This is a genomic window from Paenibacillus sp. B-A-8, from assembly GCF_048572915.1.
Classification (GTDB): Bacteria; Bacillota; Bacilli; order Paenibacillales; family Paenibacillaceae; genus Paenibacillus_AQ.
The window spans coordinates 531,279-547,034 of record NZ_CP183882.1 but is presented as its reverse complement, the minus strand read 5'-3'; the positions used below and the strand labels follow the sequence as shown (position 1 = coordinate 547,034).

Sequence of the window (15,756 nt, the reverse complement as noted above, 5' to 3'; positions counted from 1 at the left end):
GGGAGAAATTCCCTAAATAAGCCCCTAACAGCGATAAACCGAGAAAAATCAGGGAGGTTTTCCCTAAACTTCTGCCTTGATTAAGTTCACCTCCTTGCATTGATCTAGTACCCACAAAAACAAAAAAAAGAAAAGCCAGCATAAGCCAGCTTTCCGATTCCCTTTGCCTCCCCCTGTTGGGTAGGCTTTTGTCTTTTGTTGTTAGCTTGGAGGCAATGCGCCAATGGTTAGGACTTCACTGCGTGGAATTTCGGAACTGTAGAAGCTTAGCGCTCGCACGAAAATCCAATATTCCACACAGTGTAGCTTCCTAACCGGAAGACTCACCAACGCCAGCTCCCTAGCTAACATAAAAAAAATCAATCAGCGTACACAATAATATCATCATGCTGATCACCTGATTCAGATTATAAGAAGCCACCTTCATTAGCTTACGATTCGATGGTTTAATAATCTTATGCTCGGTCATCAGCAGCAGCGTCGCAATGCCAATCCCCACCAGATACATCCAGCCGAGATCACGCCATAGATATAGGAACAATAGCAGCATAATCATGATGAAATGTAGACCTTTTGCAATACGCAGGGCATTCTCCAGTCCGAAGAAGCTAGGAATCGACCATAGTCCATGCCGCCGATCAAATTCGATATCCTGCGTGCCGTAAATAATATCAAAGCCGGCAATCCATAACATAACCACTGTTCCGATAACAAACGGTGTAAATGCGATATTTCCGGTTACAGCAAACCATGCACCAATCGGTGCAGAAGCAATAACAAAACCTAAATATAAATGACTGAGAAAGGTAAACCGCTTCGTGTAAGAATAGGTTGATATCAATACGATCGCCACCGGCGATAAGATCAAGCAGAGCAAATTAAGCATGCCTGAAGCCACAATGAAAATGGCATAGTTAACAATAACAAAGACAACAACTTCTTTTTCCGCCAGTAAGCGTTGAGGCAGATGTCGATGTGCGGTACGGGGATTCTGTTCATCGAACGTACGGTCCGCCAGCCGATTGAATGCATTGGCGCCATTACGGGCGCCTATTAATGCAATCAGTCCCCAGATCATCACATGTCCTGATGGCCAGCCCCCTGCGGCCCATACCATCGATATAATAGCAAATGGTAGCGAAAAAAGCGTATGAGAGAACATTACCAGTTCGCTGAACATTTTAAGTTTTAGACCTGCAGTTTTACATATGTTTAGAATCGCCATTCGTGCATTCCTCTTTCTTCACTACTGTGTTTAAGTCCATTAATCATTATGGTCTGCAAGGACTTCATTCAGGACGTTAAGCATCCCGTCAATATCCTCTTCCGTAATAATCATCGGTGGTTGGAAGGCTAGCACATTGCGTCCTATACCATTTTTGCCGATTAGATAACCTCGGTCCTTCATCGCCTCCAGCACTTGATCTGTAAGCGCCGCTGCACCCTCAGCATCTGCACCAGCTAGCTCTGCCCCCAACATAAGGCCAGTTCCCCGTACATCAACAATCAACGAAGGATAAAGGACTTGTAGAGCCTCCAGACCTGCCTTCAATCGTTCTCCTAGCTGTACCGAGCGTTCAGGAAGCCGTTCCTCTCGAATATAATCAAGCACAGCCAAGGCTGTTGCAGCTGATACCGGATTCCCCCCAAACGTGGAAGCGGAAGGGCGGTTCAGGGCAAGGGCAATCTCATCGGTGGTAGCGAAGGCTGCAACTGGAATTCCGTTACCGAGTGCTTTGGCCATACTTATAATATCGGGTACAACATCAAAATGCTCCATAGCAAACATTTTGCCAGTACGTCCAAAGCCAGTTTGGATTTCATCAGCGATTAGGAGTACACCGTATCTCTCTAACAATGCTTTTACATCACGGAAGTAGGTTCGGGTTGGCATTATCATTCCGCCGTTGCCTTGGATTGGCTCTACGATCATGGCAGCAATCGTATTCCCCTTCTCTTCAAGCACCCGCTCTAGTGATTCCAGGGATAACGATGCCGCTTCCTCCAGCGATAAATCCGGATGATAAGGGCGAGGAATAAACTCAACGTCATGATCCAAGTATTTATCGGTACGCCACATAGGCAGACCGGTCACACTCATAGTTAGATTGGTACGGCCATGCAGGCCACTCTCCAGCGCAATAAACCCTTTACGTCCTGTATACATCCGAGCGAGCAGCAGAGCCCCCTCATTAGCCTCAGAGCCACTGTTAACAAAGAAGGTCCGACGCAGCCCACCCGGCATAACCTCTTCCAAACGTTCTGCCAAATCTACACTCGGTTGAGTCAGATAGATCGTTGTCGTATGCTGCAGCTGCTGCAGTTGTTCAATTGTACGTTCCGTTATAGCAGGATTACAGTGTCCACAAGCAACTACGGATACTCCCGCAAAGAAATCGGTATAAGACTTACCCTTCTCATCATAAACAAACTGCATTGAACCACGAACAAGCTGAGGAGCATCACGGTAAAAATGCTGTGTACAAGGATAGAAATATTGCTTGCGTTTGGATGCTACCGCTTCTCTTCCGATATAGTCTTGTTGTTCCATGAAGGCTTCTCTCTCCTTTTTGTGAAAATAGTAACTTATTCATAGAGTCCTGTGCACCACCCTATCATGCGGCGATAGCTAGTTCCCATAAAAATACACTTAATTGAACTGTAGTGAGCCCAATGTATAACCAGCATAGACCGGCTTAAGGCCACCCAGCATATCATCCTTCATATCAGATCCGTTCAAAGCCTGTTGATAAGAAACAATAATTTCACGTAGCTGTTCGACGCTATAGGTTGCTCCTTCAATACGGAAGCTTGATATCCCTAGTCCACTCATCTCATTCAATAAAGGTAAATAACAAAGTTCTTTTGCGAATAAAAGATGGCAACGGCCGTGCTGATCACGATATACCGGATTCTCACCTTTGTCTGTCTTTAGAACCAAGACATTATTGTGCACATACTGATTATCCTCTTCAGCAACAGGCTCCATTAACTCCGTATTCTCATAAAGATCATGCTCCATATACATTAGTGCAGGTGTGCCATGAACAACAACCTCCAAAGGTGTTTCACAACGAGAGGCAAAGGTAGCAAAATGCTCTAACGTCATTTCCGGTGAAACTGAAAGCTGAGTCAAACCTAATTTAGCATATAATTGCGCTGAAAGATGATTGTATACATTTAAATTACTATCCCCAATTAGCGGATATCCTGTGGAGTTGTAACGACGAATGGCTCCCAAATTTGTAACGATAAGACCGTCAATCGGCAAGCGTTCTCCGCCCAGCAATTGATCATATTGGTCAAAATGCAGCTCGGTCATCATACGTGGCAAACCCAAGTAGATTTTGCTATCGCCCTTCAGATCACCAAGTTCCTTGATGTCGCGCTTTGTAAAAGGTCTATCCGGTTCAAAAACGTCCCCCGGCAAGTACAGGTTATCCACACCAAGCTCTAAGACCATCCGTGCCTGTTCCATATTATTCACACGTACAGCTAACTTAGCTTTTGTCTTCTGCGGCTGCTCGACCTCAGCCAATCTCTCCCGCAACTGCTCAACACGTTTCTCTGACAGATCACGCTCTGCAGTTGGTGTACTAAATACTTTTCCAGTGCTATAGAATTTGCCCGTACCTTCATAACGACGGTTAATGTTAGCTAATCCTGGTTTACCAAAAGCATAAGCTGTGGAAAAGTCACGTTTACGGTTGTTATAGAGCTCTTTCGTATCGACCGTGCGATCAAAACCTATCGGATCATCGATATAGCGGTCAATGGCTTCGCCGTAGCTATTCGCCAGCATCACCATAAATTCCTTATCCCGCATACGGCCTTCTATTTTGAAGGAGGTAATACCGGATTCAATCAATTCCGGAAGATGCTCATACATGAACATATCTTTTACAGCCAGCGGGTATTCAGCCGGATATACATACCCGTCTTTTTTAACCCGATAATCCCAGCGGCAAGGCTTCATACATTTCCCACGGTTACTGCTCATACCGAATACATGGGAGCTGAAGTAACAATTCGCACCGTGAACCGAGCACATATCCCCGTGAATAAAATACTCCAGTTCCATCCCACTCCGCTGACCAAGCAGCTTAGCCGTTTGCAGATCCATTTCCCGCGAAGTAACCACACGGCTTACCCCAAGATCACGCAGCGCATAGATCATCTCCAGATTATGAACATTCATCATGACCGAAGAGTGAATAGGAAGATTAAGCTCCATCTCACGGATAAGCTCCAACACCGCCATATCCTGAACAATCAAGGCATCCGGACGGGCACCGTCAAGGAAACGCAGATATTCTCTAGCCTCTTCCACATCTTCTTCACTAAACAGGTTATTCACTGTGATATACACTTTTTTATCTAGACGGTGTGCGATATCTAGTGCCTCTACGATCTCCTCATGAGACAGATTATATCCTTTACGCATCATTCTCATATTCAGTACTGGTCCACCAAAATAAACTGCATCACACCGTGACTGGATTACTTCCTTGAAAATCTCAAACGTCCCTGCGGGTGCTAATAATTCAATCTCTCTACCGTTAAAATAACGTGCCATTCAAGTTCCCTCCCAAGTTGATACTCTTCAAACATGTTGTATTTTAAACCAAAGCTACTACAATCCCCATGACAACAAACATAGTAATAAAAATAGTATCAAATATTCCCCACCTTAGGCGGTGATACTGGCTGCGCGGAGCATCCATACGAAAGCCACGGGCTTCCATGGAATACACCAGATCCTGTGCACGCCTAAACGCACTGGCGATAATCGGAACCAGCAGGGAGACTAGCATCTTTCCCTTTTCCTTCAAAGGCAACTCTTTCAGATCAGCACCCCGTGAGGCCTGCGCTTTCATGATAATCTGCGACTCATCTAGAATCGTAGGAATGAACCGGAGTGAAATGCTGATCATCAGCGTGATACGGTCGGGCTTCAAGCCTAGCTTTTTGAAAGGAGCCAAAATCCCCTCTAGTCCTTGATTCAGCTTACCCGGCGTTGTGGTGAATGTAAGTAGCGCCGTGAAGGTGATCAGAAAAAACATGCGGATGACCGAAAATGCGCCTAATCTTAGCCCTCCCTCATAGATAGACCACGAACCAAGCGTCAGCGCCGCTTCCCCTGTCTTCACAGACAGCAGCTGTACGATAAAGATAAATAGCATTAAATAACGTAAAGGCTTAGCTGCTTTCAGGAAGTATTTAAGCGGAATCCGAGTGGAAGCCATAACGGCTATTGAGAAAATAGCCAACAGTGCCATGGCCATCCACGAACGGGAGAGCAGAATAACAGCTACGTATAATAGCATTCCGGTGATTTTGGCACGAGCATCCAGCTTGTGCACCCATGAACCGGTCTCAATACTGCGTCCTATGATTAGCTTCTCATTCATGGCCGTCCCTCTTTCCTTCGTGCTGCTCACTAGAGTTGCCTGATCCAGATGGCAGCGAAGCGATCAGCTCTGCTAAGCTCTCTGCCGTTAAGCGAGGAGCTTCATCCGTAAGACCAAAGCGATCAGCGACTGCACGCCAGTAACGAAGGGACTGCGGAACCGTCAAGCCACACTGTTCCAGAATCGAAGGGTCATCCGCCAGCGCCTTTACGCTGCCTTGAAACGCCGTGCTGCCCTCTTTAAGGACAAGCCAGTTATCCGCGTAAGGCAATAACTCATCCATCCGATGCGTGACGACGATGATCGTTCTCCCCTGCTCACGGCATAATCGCTCCAGCAAGCGGATTAGCTCTGCACGGCTGATGGGATCAAGCGTAGCCGTAGGTTCATCCAAAACGATGACCTCAGGGTCCATAGCTAGCACGGATGCAATAGCTGCCTTACGCATTTGTCCACCACTCAATTTAAAAGGATTCCGCTCTAGCAGTGCCAGATCCAGGCCCATATCCAACATCGCCTGTCTGGCACGTGCCTTGGCCTCTTCAAGGCTCATGCCGAAGTTAAGAGGTCCGAAGATGAGGTCCTTTTCGACCGTATCTTCAAACATTTGCTGCTCTGGAAATTGAAATACTAAACCGACTCTACGGCGCAGCGGCATTAGCTTAGGTGATTTCTCACCCGCCTGAATGGTTACATCGAGTACTTTTACCGTACCCTCCGTTGGTTTCAGTATCCCGTTAAACAACTGCAGCAGCGTCGATTTACCAGAGCCTGTCGCCCCAGCAATACCAACCATAGAGCCTAGTGGAACACTGAGGTTAATGTCGCGGAGCGCCGTCAGCTTCCATAGGCTTCGGTCAGCATAGGAGTAACTTACTTGCTGTAATTCTATGGCCATAACGTGTCTATAAGCTCCTTTTCACTGGCGGGAACATCCACATGAATGCCCTGATTCTGCAGTTCACGTGCAAGACGCCAAGGGTACGGCTCACACAGATGGCATTTTTGCAGAAGCTCCTCGTTCCGGAATAGCTCCGCCGGTGTAACATCAGCAGCCAGACCACCTCCATGCAATGCAAGCACCCGATCCGATGCCAGAATCTCATCTGCATCATGCGTAATCATAAGGATCGTATACTTTCCTTCCGCTCTCATATCCTGCAAAATGCCAAGAAGATCATTTCTGCTACCCTCATCCAACATAGAAGAGGCCTCGTCAAAAATGACGATGCCTGGTTCCATAGCCAGAATGGAGGCGATAGCGACACGCTGCTTCTGACCTCCAGACAGCTCACTCGGGTGTTTGGACAACAGATGATTTATTCCCAGCCTCGTCGTATATGAGTGCAGCCGTTCAGCCATCTCTGTGTACGACAAACAAAGCCCTTCCAGGCCGAATAAGATATCTTCCTCTACAGTGGCTCCAATAAACTGATTATCTGGATTTTGGAACACCATACCGATGCATTGCCGAATGCTGCCAATCGTTTCCTCACTTAGCTGCATACCACTAACCACAATTTCGCCAGCACTCTTAGGCAGCAATGCATTTAGTAGCTTAACTAGCGTTGACTTCCCGCAGCCATTAGGACCAACCAAGCTAACCCATTGTCCCTGTGAAATAGATAACGTTATATTTTGAAGAATCGGATGCTCAGGATCGTAACCAAACGATACCCCATCCAGAGAGATGATAGCTTGTCCTTCTCCCTCTAATTCTTGACCTTCAAATGATTCATTCATGTTAGTCATCCTTCCGCTGATGTGACTAATCAGTCCAAAAACTCTTCAAACAACGATATTTTTGACAATGAAGCCACCAAATAACGGACTGCATAGCCCACGGCAATTCCTGTTACTACTCCAGTGATCAGCAGCATGGGAAGATAATAAAAAATACTAAGGGATGAGAATACCATTGAAGCTGCCAGCAGCTGACCGATATTATGTGCAATCCCACCAGCTATACTAATTCCGATCAAACTTATACTCTTACCTTTGCCACTAATCAGCATTAATACGAACATTACAACAAAGCTAAAAAGCGAACCGAATAAACTGAACAGTAAGCTTGAAAAAGTACCTAGCAGAAATGCAGTGAGCAGTGTTTTGAGGATGACAAGCAGGAATGCGTCCCGTCCACGTAAAAAGTAAATACAAGTCAAAATCATGATGTTGGCTAATCCTAGCTTAGCACCCGGTACCAGTCCCATTCCTGACAACGGAATCTGTGCCTCTATTAGACTAAGTACTACCGCCACTGCGGCGAAAATCGCAATAATTACCGTTCTTTTTAAAGCTGTTGCAGATTCACTACTGGACATAGGCATCTATATCATCCTCCCCCGACGCACTCGTGATTTCCACTAATACTCTATGCGGTAGACAGACAATCGTCTGTTTGGGCAGGGTAATAAAACCGAAACCTAGGCACACTTGATCCGGGCAGTCAGCATCATACATTTCAATCCCGTAATCATGCACCTTCAAGATGTTATAACCACGGTCGGTACGGACCTCAATGGTTTGTTCTTCTTTTGTAAGCTTTACCGTTTTAAATAACTCGCCGTCCACTGTCACATTGGCTACGAGATTTTTACCGGCCCCACCTTTATCATCATTGTCCGAAAACCATCTCGGTACGAGAAAAGCGAGCGCAGCAATTAACACGATGGAAATCAACCACACATCTGCGCGTTTCATAAAAATCTCCCTTATTTTTTAATTAAAATCCAGACTTATTAATTATAACGGTCTACCCTCAATCCTTCAATCAATGTTGGGGTTTAATGTAAGTTTTAGAGAGCAGTTCACAAAATAGGCACGCAAAATAGCCCCCGTAGTCCCATTCCCTCTGGCTTACTAGCTTTTCCGAATTAATCCGCAAATAATCCGGCATAAGTTATATTCGAATCAATCGCTCTATCTTGCTCTACTTGTTCCCCTCCTAAATCAAACTACCCTTATCTTGGAATTGATTATTATATTTGCCTTTTAAACAATACTGTGTTATATTTATATCGTATTTGTTTTTCGATATATTGAATATCCCCATCAAGAAGATGTCAGGCCGACTCTTTTACACATCGGCATTTTGGACACAGAGGCTTTATGTTTTCTTGCAGAAACTTTCCTTTTTATGAGACTAAATTCGAAATATAGCATTCCGATTCACACTGGCGCGGTCAATGGAGCCGCAAGGGCAAAAGAGAGGTAGGGCTTTTGTCGTATTGGAAGGATTATTCTCGCCACACGGCTGCTGGAAATAACAAGGAATTAAGACACCCGTTACTCACGAACGGCGGGGGATGAATATAACGAAAAAGCATGGCTGTACGAACCTTACACAAGGACACATGCCATGTGTGGAAAAATATAGGCGCCCGATAACCGCTACTTAGCGGATATCGGGCGCTGTCTACGTTCAGGGCATCTAATTTACATAACGATTCACAAAAGCTGTTACTACGTTTATATACCCCGTCTTATCCATATCATAAGCTAACCCATGCCCCGCTTGCGGCACTACGAACTTCTCTTTGGGACTCTGACATGCTTCATACAATTCATTCATCATACTATACGGTACAAAATTATCCGCATCTCCATGAATAAAAAGAATCGGCACCTTCGCTTTCCGCACTTGCTTCAAGGCAGATGCCTCACTAAAGCCATACCCTGCCTTCAAACGAGTAATCAGACTCGCACTTTGGATAAAAGGGAAGCTTGGCAAGTGATACATACGCCGCAACTGGTAGGCTAATTGTGCTTTAACTGAGCTGTAAGCGCAGTCCGAGACAATAGCTTTGACCTGCGGTGGGAGATTTTCACCTGAGGTCATTAGCACGGTAGCACCACCCATAGAGACCCCATGAAGCACAACTTGAGCACTGGGCCCAGTCTTTTCTATTATATATTCAATCCACTGCAAATAATCCTTGCGCTCATGCCATCCAAAACCAATATAATTCCCAGCGCTTTCCCCATGTCCCCTGGCATCGGGAATCAGGATATTAAAGCCCAGTCTCTCGTAATAGATTTTGGCGTACGCCCCCATATCCTTCCCTTTTCCAGAATAACCGTGAGCTATAATCGCCGTACGACCTTCAGCACGATCTGAAAGGAGCAAGTACCCTCTTAGTTGTAGCCCGTCCTCAGATGTAATCTCCATATTCTCAAAGCTCTGACTGGAGATCCAATCCTTCCCCTCCCCCCAAGAAGCCCCGGCAACCGGGGGATCAACCTTCAAGTCACGATTATTACTCAGAAATTCCTTCGGCGCTCGTTTAATAGCAATACCATAAAAGAAAAAGCCCGCAAAGATCAGAGCCCCTATGACGATGATCGCACTAATGAAGAACCATACCAATTCATCTTCCCCGTCCTTTCCTCATATCCGTTGTAAATCAGTATAGCATCTGCTTAGATTGCTCCAAAATATATCAATCATTACAAAATAAAGCCGCTATCGGAATAAGTACCGAAAGCGGCTCTTTTCTGTTCTGGCATACCTTGTGTTCTCGTTATAATTACCGTTTATTATTTCTTGTTGGAGAATCTATTTCTCATTAGCAATCCAATAAGTGCAAAACCTAGACCAGCTACATAATAAGGGACTGGACTTGATTCTCCCGTTTTCGGAAGTTCATCCACAGGTGGATTACCTAGCGGGATTGTATCATCCACCACGGCGATATCCTCTGGTGACGGTGTTGGCGTTACCTCCGTTACTGATCCTAATGGAATCTCGTCATCATCAACAAGTACCTCTGTACTACCCGACGGTGTTGGTGTTGGTACTGGTACTGGCGTCGATGAAGCTACAGGTCCAAGTGGCACAGGGTCATCATTAACGACGATAATGCCAATTACGGAGGATGGCGTTGGTGTTGGGAATACCGGAGCCACCGGTGACGGAGTCGGTGTTGGTGTTACCTCAGACGACGGAGTCGGCGTTGGTGTTGCTTCAGACGACGGAGTCGGCGTTGGTGTTGCTTCAGACGACGGAGTCGGTGTTGGTGTTGCCTCAGACGACGGAGTCGGCGTTGGTGTTGCTTCAGACGACGGAGTCGGCGTTGGTGTTGCCTCAGACGACGGAGTCGGCGTTGGTGTCACGTCCGGCGTTGGTGTCGGCGTCACGTCCGGCGTTGGTGTTGGCGTCACAGTCGGCGTTGGTGTTGGCGTCACGTCCGGCGTTGGTGTTGGCGTCACGTCCGGCGTCGGCGTTGGTGTCACGGCCGGCGTTGGTGTTGGCGTCACAGTCGGCGTCGGTGTTGGCGTCACGTCCGGCGTTGGTGTCGGCGTCACAGTCGGCGTTGGTGTCGGCGTCACAGTCGGCGTTGGTGTTGGCGTCACAGTCGGCGTTGGTGTGTGTGTTGGTTTTGGTGTGTGCGTTGGTTTCGGCGTTGGTGTTGGCTTCGGCGTTGGTGTTGGTTTCGGCGTTGGTGTTGGTTTCGGCGTTGGTGTTGGCTTCGGCGTTGGTGTTGGCTTCGGCGTTGGTGTTGGCTTCGGCGTTGGTGTTGGCTTCGGCGTTGGTGTTGGTTTTGGCGTTGGTGTCACGGTCGGTGTTGGCGTCACGGTCGGCGTTGGTGTCACGCACGGCGTCGGTGTTGGTGTCACGGTCGGCGTTGGTGTCACGGTCGGCGTTGGTGTTGGCGACGGTGTTGGTGTTGGTGTCACGGTCGGCATCGGTGTTGGTGTCACGGTCGGCGTCGGTGTTGGTGTCACAGTCGGCGTCGGTGTTGGTGTCACAGTCGGCGTCGGTGTTGGCGTCGCAGTCGGCGTCGGTGTTGGCGTCACAGTCGGCGTCGGTGTTGGCGTCACAGTCGGCGTTGGTGTTGGTGTCACGGTCGGCGTCGGTGTTGGCGTCACAGTCGGCGTCGGTGTCACGGTCGGCGTCGGTGTCACGGTCGGCGTCGGTGTTGGCGTCACGGTCGGTGTTGGTGTTGGCGTCACAGTCGGCGTTGGTGTTGGTGTCACGGTCGGCGTTGGTGTCGGAGGTGGTTCCTCCCCTCCATATGGATACCAATGCATCTGTACCCCACCAGCAAATCCCTTTGCAATCAGTGTCCCATGCAGTTCACCAGAATTATAAGTTACTTTCGCATGCGGAGCTAGGATAGTTCCTTCTATCGTTAAACTTCCTATGTTTACAGTGCTAGCTTCATAAAAATTAAATAATACCTTGTTAGGGCTGCCTCCCCATATTTGAAAACTTGGAATTTCAACTGAACTTCCGCTAACGTTAACGATAACTGTGGCGTTATTTGCAATATTAAACTGTAAGCCATTAGCATTAGCGAAATCGGCAGCACTTAGATTAAGAACGTTAAATGATTCCGGAGCATCAATTGTTATTTTCCCATATTCCTTTTTGAAAGTTCCAACTGTAGTAAGTGAAGAGAATTCATTAGAACGTCCGATAAGAAATTGCTCTTCAGCATCAAAATCAATAGGCGTTCCTTTTCTCGCTGGTTCTTTAAGATCTACACCGTTGCTGGAAAAAACACCACCATAAACGGATGCTCCATGAATAGTACCATTAGTAAAAGTAATGTCATTACCAGCAATAAGAACATCTCCACCTGGATTATCCTTGGATACGCCGTAATTCTGCAATGTAATGTTACCTTTGGCGGCAAGGCGCCCATGAACCTGATCATTAGATTGTTTGAAATCCCCAAAAATAAAAGTATTAAAATTCCCTGCAATACCTAACACAGGTGTAGGAGTATAGGGAGGTACCTCCCCTGCTGCATTTACCAAATGCCCTCCGGAAAGTCCATTGCCTACCATTAAAGCCCCCGCTAATACTAGTGAGAGTAGCGGTTTTATTCTTCTTTTCAAAAAGCACACCTCCTAAATCTATCATTTATATCTAATCAGAATAATTACCAGAAACTCTAAAAGACCTAACAACAAAAAAGACCGCCAAAAAAGAAGTAGAATTCCCTTCTCATGGCAGTCGGACGGTCATAGTGTCCTTAAGACACTTTAGACTCCTGGACTTTGCGTCCCACCCTTTCGGGCGGTTTGCTATTATCATGATTATATATGTATACCCTTTGCAAAATAGAACCGGCAGTTTAAGCATCCTATTAAATAATCGTCTATGACTTTTAATACTTTCGAACTAATAATAGTTTAGCGCTCCGCCCCCACAAATGTCAATCAATTCCTTTTAATAATCATACACATTAACCAGCACAAAAAAAGCACCTAAAGGCGCTTCACGCAAAAGTTTTTATTCAATTTTAAAGTAACTGTATATAGCCTAATATCGATATCCATAATGGAATACTAAAAATCAAACCAAATACCAATCCACGGCGGAGACTTCCTTCCTCTCTCATCCTAATTCTCCTTTTCATAAGCTTAAATCATTAATTTTTATTATTACAATTTTAATATATTTTATTCTTTCTATTTTCGTTGTGAATTTAATCACATTGGACTGGCTGTTTAGAAATACCATTGATTATTTTTGGGATATCGGGGTAGAATACGAATATACGTTCCCATTAGAGGTGATGAGATTCATGCATAGAGCTGAAAGCAGAGACAACATGCTGGTGAAATCTTATTTATTGCTTCCGATGATTTTATCAGCTTTCGAACGGGACTCCGCCATTTTATCTACACATTTACGAACGCCCGCCCCCTATCTGGAGGTTCTTGGAACCGCCGCGGCAGTAGCTACAGCAGATCTAAGAGATGTTCGTTCGGAAATGAGAAAACGGGGAATCAAGGTATATGAGCAGAACAGGCTCAACACAGGGATAGAAGCCAAATTTATATGCCGCGGATACCATGAACGAATGCTGCTGTTAAACGACATCGTTGCTGCACAAGCTGCTATTCATATGCGCAGATATCTCGGGCTGGATATTTCATCTTTTAAGAGCTATGAAGGGCAGTATCAGATTAAGTAAAGCCGCGTAAGAAGTTACGCCCCTCCCCCCATTTCCATTAGCGAACAAAAAAATAGGCCTTACCATGGGAGTTGGCAAGACCTAAGAGATTTATACCACAAAACACTGGGGGGTGTTTGGTGTCTTCAATATATACCCCGAACCTGAAAATAAGATGATGCTCACATGAAAATCACATTAAAAAGATCAATTTTTGGTTTAGGCTAGATCTGGATGCTCCCATAAGCTTAATCTGCCCTTAGCCGGTACAGGATGACTTAACTGATGAACATCTTCAAGCTTCCAAGCAAAACACCCTTCACTATAGTCACCAAAATCATATTCATTTCCCTTTATCCATTCCCTTAGGTCCACCTCCGGTGTAACCTCATAACACCCCGTGAGTTGACCTAACGCAATGATAACCCCTGTTGGTAAATTTATTGCTGTATAACCATGCTTCCCCAATATCGACCTGAATGGTTCCTGTTCACATATCTTCTTATCTATCCTCATTCCGGCATGAATACCCAACCCCCGCGGTAGGCTGTTCTCCATGATCGAGTTTCGAACTGTTTTTCACCAAGAGCAATCAACGTTGCCCAAGGCTGTCGTATCGTTAAACACCGCATCATATCCATCCCCTCGGAAGATACAGAAAAGCGTGGTCTCCGAATTCCCGGAATACCGCGGTTAACTGGTTCGCGCTTAATGAGTTCATAGTAATATCCCCTTTAACTATATGATTAATTAAACCTATTAAAAGGAAAAATGTACATAACAAAAAGACCACCCGAGAGATGGCCATAGTATCATGCTTATGGTAGGTGCATCTCAGATCCAACATATAGAGGCTTTGGTTCAACATGCACCAGTGCTTTATTCACCAAGCTGCTCCTTGATCTGCGCAATTTCTGTTTCCGTGTACACAAGGCGTTTATTCAAATCGGCGATATAGCTTCTGCGAGCTTCTTGGTCCGCTGTGCTTGTTAGATCGGCCGCAGTAGCTTCCGCTTGTTGGATCGCTTCTTTGAGAAATTGCACGCTGGATTCTGCCACTGCTAATCTTTCCCGGAGTTTAGCCGCCTCAATGATTGCCTTTGGTGTTCCTGTCCGATCTGCAGCCGTTGTGTCAGTCTCAGATATTGCCGCGGGCTTCTCCGTTACTTTACTCTCCAGTATTATTGTCTTCCCTTCTACTGTCAGGTCCGTTCCAGTCGCTTCGGATATCGTGCGCACGGGTACGTAAGCTGATCCGTTTATAATAGCTGCGTCCGCAATCTTCTTTCCGTCTTGCTTTATCGTATACAGTCCAGTAACTTTAGCACCAATTATTGACGAGCTTGCTGCAAATCCTATTGATCCTCCGAGCAACAGCGCTGCAGCTGCAATCCCTACTATTTTCTTCTTCATACGTATGAACCTCCTGAGGATAGCGTTATTCCAATTATACCCAATAATTCTACGTTATGAAAGATATATTAAGAGACTCCGTACGTACGACCGCCCGCTGGTGTCAGCGTAGTGCTTCCGTGATTATGATTAGGTAGAGTGATTAAATGTGCATAACAAAGCCTCCCACAGTTTTCCGTAGGAGGCTTCATATTTAGTCGTATATCAGCAGGTACGCACCGGCGAATTAACATCCGGAAAACAACATTTAACGCTGACAACGTTGATATAGTGGAAAATATGCTGGTGAAGGGAATTGAACCCCCGGCCTACGCATTACGAGTGCGTTGCTCTACCCCTGAGCTACACCAGCTTATAGCTAATTTTCTGTCAAACAAAAAACATTATACAACTTTCAGCTAGAAACGCAAGACTATTTCCCCCTGTTTTCTACTCTCCTAGACTGCAGCTACTCCATCTGTAGCTTACGCTCCACAGACTCCAGCTTTCCACGGCTAGTGGAGGGCTTATCGCGGCGGTCGTCTATTTTAAGCGAGGTTGAGACACGTTCTGCACCTGCGGCAAAAGGAGACTCATGCAATGCTTCCACCGCTGCAAATATGCGTAAGAGAGGTCCTTCAATGATTGTACCCATCGATGTAAGCTCATAAGTAATTCCTTCTACCGTCTGCAGCACTCGCTGCATATCCGCAACATAACTGCTAAGGCTGGTACTGCCTGTTCCAATCGGAATAACGGTTACTTCAGCAATAGGCATGGGAATACCTCCTTCGAATTTTAAAGTGTGTCTCCATCTATTGTAACAACTCCACCGCTCTCCCACAAATGATGCCCGCATTATTATGCCCCTTCTTTCCCGCCAAGTACTCCGAAATACAGCTTTCTCCACGAGTACTTTCTCTTACATGAATTCTAGGGTCGTCTGCACTACATTTATGGACTATTTGTGGCATCTTTTCGGACAATTTATGAATCATTTTCCATCTGCCTGTGGATCAATTGTGGATTACTTATGGACAGCC

General features: G+C 46.0%; 14 protein-coding genes, 1 tRNA gene and 1 riboswitch. Of the genes, 1 reads left to right on the top strand and 14 read right to left on the bottom strand.

All coding sequences use genetic code 11. The annotated features are described in order from the left end of the window. Positions 1–340: 340 nt before the first annotated feature. The 10 genes from ACN6MV_RS02465 to ACN6MV_RS02420 form a co-directional block, all read right to left on the bottom strand. Positions 341–1,225 carry a UbiA-like polyprenyltransferase gene (locus ACN6MV_RS02465; RefSeq protein ID WP_042123767.1) on the bottom strand — a complete coding sequence of 295 codons (885 nt, stop codon included), beginning with the start codon at positions 1,223–1,225 and terminating at the stop codon, positions 341–343. A 39-nt stretch (positions 1,226–1,264) separates the two neighbouring features. Next, positions 1,265–2,551, bottom strand: a complete 1,287-nt coding sequence (locus ACN6MV_RS02460) for an aspartate aminotransferase family protein (RefSeq protein WP_042123764.1) — start codon at positions 2,549–2,551, stop codon at positions 1,265–1,267. Positions 2,552–2,650: 99 nt separating this feature from the next. Continuing rightward, on the bottom strand, positions 2,651–4,576 hold the full coding sequence (locus ACN6MV_RS02455; RefSeq protein WP_042123762.1) for a peptidase U32 family protein: 1,926 nt from the start codon (positions 4,574–4,576) through the stop codon (positions 2,651–2,653). Between the two features lie 43 nt (positions 4,577–4,619). Next, the gene (locus ACN6MV_RS02450) at positions 4,620–5,411 is read right to left on the bottom strand and encodes an energy-coupling factor transporter transmembrane component T family protein (protein ID WP_419885620.1); all 792 of its coding nucleotides are present in this window, start codon (positions 5,409–5,411) and stop codon (positions 4,620–4,622) included. After that, positions 5,404–6,309, bottom strand: coding sequence for an ATP-binding cassette domain-containing protein (locus ACN6MV_RS02445; RefSeq protein WP_341110257.1), 906 nt, complete (start codon positions 6,307–6,309; stop codon positions 5,404–5,406). The genes ACN6MV_RS02450 and ACN6MV_RS02445 overlap by 8 nt, the downstream gene beginning before the upstream one ends. Continuing rightward, on the bottom strand, positions 6,300–7,154 hold the full coding sequence (locus tag ACN6MV_RS02440) for an ATP-binding cassette domain-containing protein (RefSeq protein ID WP_052414437.1): 855 nt from the start codon (positions 7,152–7,154) through the stop codon (positions 6,300–6,302). The genes ACN6MV_RS02445 and ACN6MV_RS02440 overlap by 10 nt, the downstream gene beginning before the upstream one ends. Before the next feature lie 29 nt (positions 7,155–7,183). After that, positions 7,184–7,741, bottom strand: coding sequence for a Gx transporter family protein (locus ACN6MV_RS02435; protein ID WP_042123757.1), 558 nt, complete (start codon positions 7,739–7,741; stop codon positions 7,184–7,186). Beyond that, the gene (locus ACN6MV_RS02430; RefSeq protein WP_076116678.1) at positions 7,725–8,114 is read right to left on the bottom strand and encodes a NusG domain II-containing protein; all 390 of its coding nucleotides are present in this window, start codon (positions 8,112–8,114) and stop codon (positions 7,725–7,727) included. The genes ACN6MV_RS02435 and ACN6MV_RS02430 overlap by 17 nt, the downstream gene beginning before the upstream one ends. A 730-nt stretch (positions 8,115–8,844) precedes the next feature. After that, positions 8,845–9,780, bottom strand: a complete 936-nt coding sequence (locus tag ACN6MV_RS02425) for an alpha/beta hydrolase (protein ID WP_419885619.1) — start codon at positions 9,778–9,780, stop codon at positions 8,845–8,847. A 170-nt stretch (positions 9,781–9,950) separates the two neighbouring features. Next, positions 9,951–12,257, bottom strand: coding sequence for a choice-of-anchor A family protein (locus ACN6MV_RS02420; protein WP_419885618.1), 2,307 nt, complete (start codon positions 12,255–12,257; stop codon positions 9,951–9,953). Positions 12,258–12,367: 110 nt separating this feature from the next. After that, a riboswitch (cyclic di-GMP riboswitch) is annotated at positions 12,368–12,458 on the bottom strand. 491 nt (positions 12,459–12,949) lie between these two features. Here ACN6MV_RS02420 and ACN6MV_RS02415 point away from each other — a divergent pair. Next, complete coding sequence (locus tag ACN6MV_RS02415; protein ID WP_042123749.1) at positions 12,950–13,342, top strand: hypothetical protein; 393 nt, start codon at positions 12,950–12,952, stop codon at positions 13,340–13,342. 198 nt (positions 13,343–13,540) lie between these two features. On the opposite strand, the gene ACN6MV_RS02410 is transcribed toward ACN6MV_RS02415, so the two are convergent. The 4 genes from ACN6MV_RS02410 to ACN6MV_RS02395 form a co-directional block, all read right to left on the bottom strand. Next, entirely contained in the window at positions 13,541–13,879 is a 339-nt protein-coding gene (locus ACN6MV_RS02410; protein ID WP_419885617.1) for a 2-oxoglutarate dehydrogenase E1, read from the bottom strand. Positions 13,880–14,200: 321 nt separating this feature from the next. After that, on the bottom strand, positions 14,201–14,734 hold the full coding sequence (locus ACN6MV_RS02405; protein ID WP_339288985.1) for a hypothetical protein: 534 nt from the start codon (positions 14,732–14,734) through the stop codon (positions 14,201–14,203). A gap of 280 nt (positions 14,735–15,014) precedes the next feature. Further along, positions 15,015–15,086 (bottom strand) — tRNA-Thr (locus tag ACN6MV_RS02400). Between the two features lie 96 nt (positions 15,087–15,182). Beyond that, on the bottom strand, positions 15,183–15,491 hold the full coding sequence (locus tag ACN6MV_RS02395; RefSeq protein WP_419885616.1) for an MTH1187 family thiamine-binding protein: 309 nt from the start codon (positions 15,489–15,491) through the stop codon (positions 15,183–15,185). Positions 15,492–15,756: the final 265 nt, after the last annotated feature.

Excerpts from the sequence above, each read along its gene's own strand:
- ACN6MV_RS02465 (WP_042123767.1), bottom strand. The coding sequence starts at position 1,225 with ATGGCGATTCTAAACATATGTAAAACTGCAGGTCTAAAACTTAAAATG.
- ACN6MV_RS02460 (WP_042123764.1), bottom strand. The coding sequence starts at position 2,551 with ATGGAACAACAAGACTATATCGGAAGAGAAGCGGTAGCATCCAAACGC.
- ACN6MV_RS02455 (WP_042123762.1), bottom strand. The coding sequence starts at position 4,576 with ATGGCACGTTATTTTAACGGTAGAGAGATTGAATTATTAGCACCCGCA.
- ACN6MV_RS02450 (WP_419885620.1), bottom strand. The coding sequence starts at position 5,411 with ATGAATGAGAAGCTAATCATAGGACGCAGTATTGAGACCGGTTCATGG.
- ACN6MV_RS02445 (WP_341110257.1), bottom strand. The coding sequence starts at position 6,309 with ATGGCCATAGAATTACAGCAAGTAAGTTACTCCTATGCTGACCGAAGC.
- ACN6MV_RS02440 (WP_052414437.1), bottom strand. The coding sequence starts at position 7,154 with ATGAATGAATCATTTGAAGGTCAAGAATTAGAGGGAGAAGGACAAGCT.
- ACN6MV_RS02435 (WP_042123757.1), bottom strand. The coding sequence starts at position 7,741 with ATGCCTATGTCCAGTAGTGAATCTGCAACAGCTTTAAAAAGAACGGTA.
- ACN6MV_RS02430 (WP_076116678.1), bottom strand. The coding sequence starts at position 8,114 with ATGAAACGCGCAGATGTGTGGTTGATTTCCATCGTGTTAATTGCTGCG.
- ACN6MV_RS02415 (WP_042123749.1), top strand. The coding sequence starts at position 12,950 with ATGCATAGAGCTGAAAGCAGAGACAACATGCTGGTGAAATCTTATTTA.
- ACN6MV_RS02410 (WP_419885617.1), bottom strand. The coding sequence starts at position 13,879 with ATGGAGAACAGCCTACCGCGGGGGTTGGGTATTCATGCCGGAATGAGG.
- ACN6MV_RS02405 (WP_339288985.1), bottom strand. The coding sequence starts at position 14,734 with ATGAAGAAGAAAATAGTAGGGATTGCAGCTGCAGCGCTGTTGCTCGGA.
- ACN6MV_RS02395 (WP_419885616.1), bottom strand. The coding sequence starts at position 15,491 with ATGCCTATTGCTGAAGTAACCGTTATTCCGATTGGAACAGGCAGTACC.